Genomic DNA, 4342 nt, shown 5'->3' with positions numbered 1-4342 from the left:
ATAATTCAAGTGAATTTGTTTGAAAGAAGAACTTTAAAAGCTTTATTTTCACCCGATAAAATACCCATAAAACAAGAGGAAGCTCAAATGAGCTTCCTCTTGTGAAAAATTGTGGGACAGCAATGGGATTTAGAAGGGTTTTTCTACAAGAATCCCTCCCAACCTCCCTTTTTCAAAGGAAGGAGTTGATTCTATTCAGTGAATTCCCTCAGCTTCCAGAAGATGAGCAACCCTGCTGCACAGGGCAGAGGCGGTTATTCACCCTCTCCCCAGCGCTCTTCCATAGGGAGAGGGTGAAGGAATTGCATTAAATTTTCGCCGCCAACTCTGCGCCCTGACGGATTGCGCGTTTGGCATCTAGCTCACCGGCTTCCTTGGCACCGCCAATTAGATGCACATTTTTACCCGCAGCTTGCAGCTGATCGTACATAGCAGTATAAGATTCTTGTCCGGCACAGATCACCACATTTTCAACTTCCAACAGCATCGGCTGGTCATTGACCGTAATATGCAGCCCCTGATCATCAATTTTCTGGTAGCTTACGCCGGCCATCATTTTAACGTCACGGTTTTTTAAGCCGGTACGGTGAATCCAGCCGGTGGTTTTGCCCAAGCCCGCTCCCACCGAAGACGCTTTACGCTGCAATAAATAGATTTCATGATTGGAGGCTTCTACCTGTGCCGGTTTCAGGCCACCGACATGCTCATATTCGGTATCAATCCCCCATTCATCATAGAATTTTTCCGGATTCAGACTGCCACTTTCACCAGCATGGCTTAAGTATTCTGCGGTATCAAAACCAATTCCACCGGCACCAATAATCGCAACCCGTTTCGCCACCGGTCGACGCTCTTTCAGCACATCCAGATAGCTCAGGACTTTTGGATGATCAATTCCTTCAATCTCCAGCTGACGTGGAGTCACCCCGGTTGCCACCACAATTTCATCAAAACTGCTCTTGCTCAGCTCATCAAAGCTGGCCGTATGGTTCAGTTTTAGCTGAATGCGTGGCTGCAACTCAATTTGACGTTTGAAATAACGCAAGGTTTCATAAAATTCTTCTTTGCCCGGAATGGTCTTGGCAATATTAAACTGCCCGCCAATCTGGTTAGAGGCTTCAAAAATAGTGACTTCATGACCACGGTCTGCCGCATAAATTGCAAAGCTTAAACCGGCTGGACCAGCCCCAATCACCGCAATGTTTTTCGGCTGGCTCGCTTCTTTAAAGATCAGTTCGGTTTCATGACAGGCACGCGGATTGACCAGACAGGAGGCAATTTTCATGGAGAAAATATGGTCCAGACAGGCCTGGTTACAGGCAATACAGGTATTAATTTCATCGCTACGGCCCTGCTCGGCTTTTACTACAAAATCGGCATCTGCCAAAAATGGACGCGCCATCGACACCATATCGGCCTGACCGGTCGCCAGTACATGTTCTGCCATTTCCGGGGTGTTAATCCGGTTGGAGGTAATTAAAGGAATTTTGACTTCACCCTTGAGCTTTTCTGTGACCCAGCTAAAAGCCGCACGCGGCACTTTGGTGGCAATGGTCGGAATACGTGCTTCATGCCAGCCAATACCAGTATTAATAATGGTCGCGCCGGCTTTTTCAATTTCTTTGGCCAGCTGCACCACTTCTTCAAAACTTGATCCGCCTTCGACCAAATCCAGCATTGACAGACGATAGATAATAATGAAGTTTTCACCGACTTCGGCACGGGTACGTTTCACGATTTCAATTGGAAAGCGAATCCGGTTTTCATAGCTGCCGCCCCATTCATCATCACGATGATTGGTACGCTTGGCAATAAACTCGTTAATCAAGTAGCCTTCCGAACCCATAATTTCAACACCGTCATAACCGGCATATTTGGCCAGCTTGGCACAGTTGGCAAAATCGGCGATGGTCTGCTGCACTTCAGCCGAGGTAAGTGCATGCGGTTTAGACGGGTTAATAGGCGCCTGAATCGCGGATGGCGCTACAATATCTGGCTGATAGGAATAACGTCCGGTATGCAAAATCTGCAAGGCAATTTTACCACCCGCTTCATGCACGGCTTGGGTGACCACTTTATGTTTTTCAGCTTCGGCCAGGGTGTCGAGTTTATTGCCGCCTGCAAAGGTTAAGCCAGCATCATTCGGAGAAATCCCGCCGGTCACAATCAGGCCTACGCCACCTTTGGCGCGCTCTGCGTAGAATGCTGCCATCCGTGCATAACCATTTGGTGCTTCTTCAAGCCCCACGTGCATAGAACCCATAAGTACGCGGTTTTTTAAGGTGGTAAAGCCTAAATCAAGCGGGGCTAACAGATGCGGATAATTCGACATATTCTCTCCTTGGGTGGCCCAAAGCGGGCTATTTTTATGTTAATGCAACTTGTTGCATAAATTTATATGCGAATTTTGACTTTTATGCAACATGTTGCATAATATTTTAGATTCATACTTGCATGATCTCATCTATGTCTTTAGCCCATGTGTTACTCACCAGCCTGATTGAAAAACCCAGCACGGGCATTGAACTAGCCCGGCGCTTTGATCGCTCGATGGGCTTTTTCTGGAATGCCACCCATCAGCAGATTTATCGTGAATTAAACAGCATGCTCAGCAAAGGCTGGATTTCCACTTTGGCTGAAGAAGATGCCCAAGGCCGTAAAAAAACCTATCAGGTTGAGGGCGCAGGCCGGGTCGAACTGGCCGACTGGATGGTCAAGCAAAGTCCTCCGGCGCAGCTCCGTGAAGAACTGATGGTGCGTTTACGGGCCGAAGCACAACTCGGCGGCAATGAGGTCTTGCCCGAGCTAGAGCGGCATTTACAGTTGCATCAGGAAAAATTACAGCTGTATCAGGCCATTTATGCCAAAGACTTTGCCCAGCAGACCGACGAAAATCGTACCTTATATATTCATAAAATGATTTTACAGCTGGGTATCGAGCAGGAAATCGGCTGGATTCGCTGGCTGGACGCGGTGATTCCGGCGCTAAAAGCCTTTGATCAACAACAATAAAATTTCAAGGAATGAAATCTCATGCCGTATTATGTCATGCCCGATGGCGAAGGTTTATTTGTACGTGAATTTGGTCAGGGCCAACCAGTGCTGGTACTGTCCGGTTTGGGCATGCACAGCTGGCAATGGCTGCCGTTTTTGTGGCCGCTACGCAAACAGTTCCGTTTTATTATCCCCGACTGGCGCGGCTTTGGCGGTTCGAAACAGTGCCGTATTCCGGAGCTGGATGCCATTTCCAGCCACTGGCAGGATGTGCAATCCTTAATTCAGCAACTACAGCTGCAACAGTTTATGATCATTGCCTATTCGATGGGCGCGACCACCGCCATGCATGGCATGCAATATGGACAGCTGGCAACGCAATTAAAAGCCTATCTGCATATTGATCAGACCCCGAAAATCATGGTAGATGAACACTGGGCTTATGGCCTGTTTGGTCAGCAGCACAGCCACTTTAAACAGATTTTATCTGAACTGTCCGCGCTATTTACGGAACACGCACATCTTCAGTGGATTCACGATTTAAATAACACAGCCAAAGATCAACTGTTTGCTTTATGGATGCAGTTTATTGAGCTGCAAAATAACAACCCTCGCCAGCGAGCCATCTTTCGTAAAATCCTGCAACAGCCACGTTTGCAACATCTGCTGTTACCCTCATCTCGACTGGACTATATGGCCTGGTATATCCGTAACTATTTGGAGCATACCGAAGATTATCGCGAGGCCTTAAGCCAGCTAAACTGTCCTACGGTGTTTTTTAGCGGGGTGCAATCGGTACTCTATCCGGTACAGGGGCAAACCCTGATTGCCCAGAGTGTGGCACAGGCACAGCAGGTGTTATTTGAAAAATCAGGGCATACTCCGCTACTGACTGAGCCGCTGAAATTTGCCCGTGAAATTAAACGCTTTTTGTTGCAGCATCAGTAAGTATCTGCATCAATATTTATAGCGCACTCAATAAAAAAGCCGAACAGTGTGAGGTTCGGCAAAAAGCAAGTGAAGATTAGCAATCAAGGCAAAGCGCTAGGCAATTTTCCCATCAATAATGCCCTGCTGTTTTAAAGCCTGCAGTTCTTCGGCAGATTTAAAACGGGACAGAATATAGGCCGTATGTTCACCCAGTTGTGGGGGTGCCTGTCGGTATTCGACTGGGGTATCTGACAGCTTGATTGGTGATGCAATCATTTTAAATTGCGTATTTAACCTGAATCGCGGATAAGAAATTGACTTGAAAAATAAGAGGACTAGAGCCATCAGTTGAGTTATCACACCAAACTCACAACTCTAGTCCTGATGTTCAATAGTACCGAATTATTCTGCGTAATTG

3 protein-coding genes and 1 pseudogene are annotated in these 4342 nt (G+C 47.2%); 2 read left to right on the top strand and 2 right to left on the bottom strand.

Annotated elements, in window-relative coordinates; genetic code table 11:
- Positions 1-307: 307 nt before the first annotated feature.
- Positions 308-2332 carry an NADPH-dependent 2,4-dienoyl-CoA reductase gene (locus tag FTU55_RS14555; protein WP_163145746.1) on the bottom strand — a complete coding sequence of 675 codons (2025 nt, stop codon included), beginning with the start codon at positions 2330-2332 and terminating at the stop codon, positions 308-310.
- A 134-nt stretch (positions 2333-2466) separates the two neighbouring features.
- Between FTU55_RS14555 and FTU55_RS14550 the strand changes: the two genes are divergently transcribed.
- Together FTU55_RS14550 and FTU55_RS14545 are read left to right on the top strand one after the other, a co-directional pair.
- Positions 2467-3012, top strand: a complete 546-nt coding sequence (locus FTU55_RS14550) for a PadR family transcriptional regulator (RefSeq protein WP_075166819.1) — start codon at positions 2467-2469, stop codon at positions 3010-3012.
- 21 nt (positions 3013-3033) lie between these two features.
- Complete coding sequence (locus FTU55_RS14545; RefSeq protein WP_180047440.1) at positions 3034-3942, top strand: alpha/beta fold hydrolase; 909 nt, start codon at positions 3034-3036, stop codon at positions 3940-3942.
- Between the two features lie 96 nt (positions 3943-4038).
- Here the strand turns inward: FTU55_RS14545 and FTU55_RS14540 are convergent.
- Positions 4039-4221 (bottom strand): annotated as a pseudogene (locus FTU55_RS14540) (CoA transferase); the annotation flags it as partial.
- Between the last annotated feature and the right edge of the window lie 121 nt (positions 4222-4342).

The organism is Acinetobacter sp. YH12117, from assembly GCF_013418865.1.
Taxonomy (GTDB): Bacteria; Pseudomonadota; Gammaproteobacteria; order Pseudomonadales; family Moraxellaceae; genus Acinetobacter; species Acinetobacter indicus.
The sequence above is the reverse complement of the archived record's forward strand: the minus strand, read 5'-3'. Positions and strand labels throughout refer to the sequence as shown.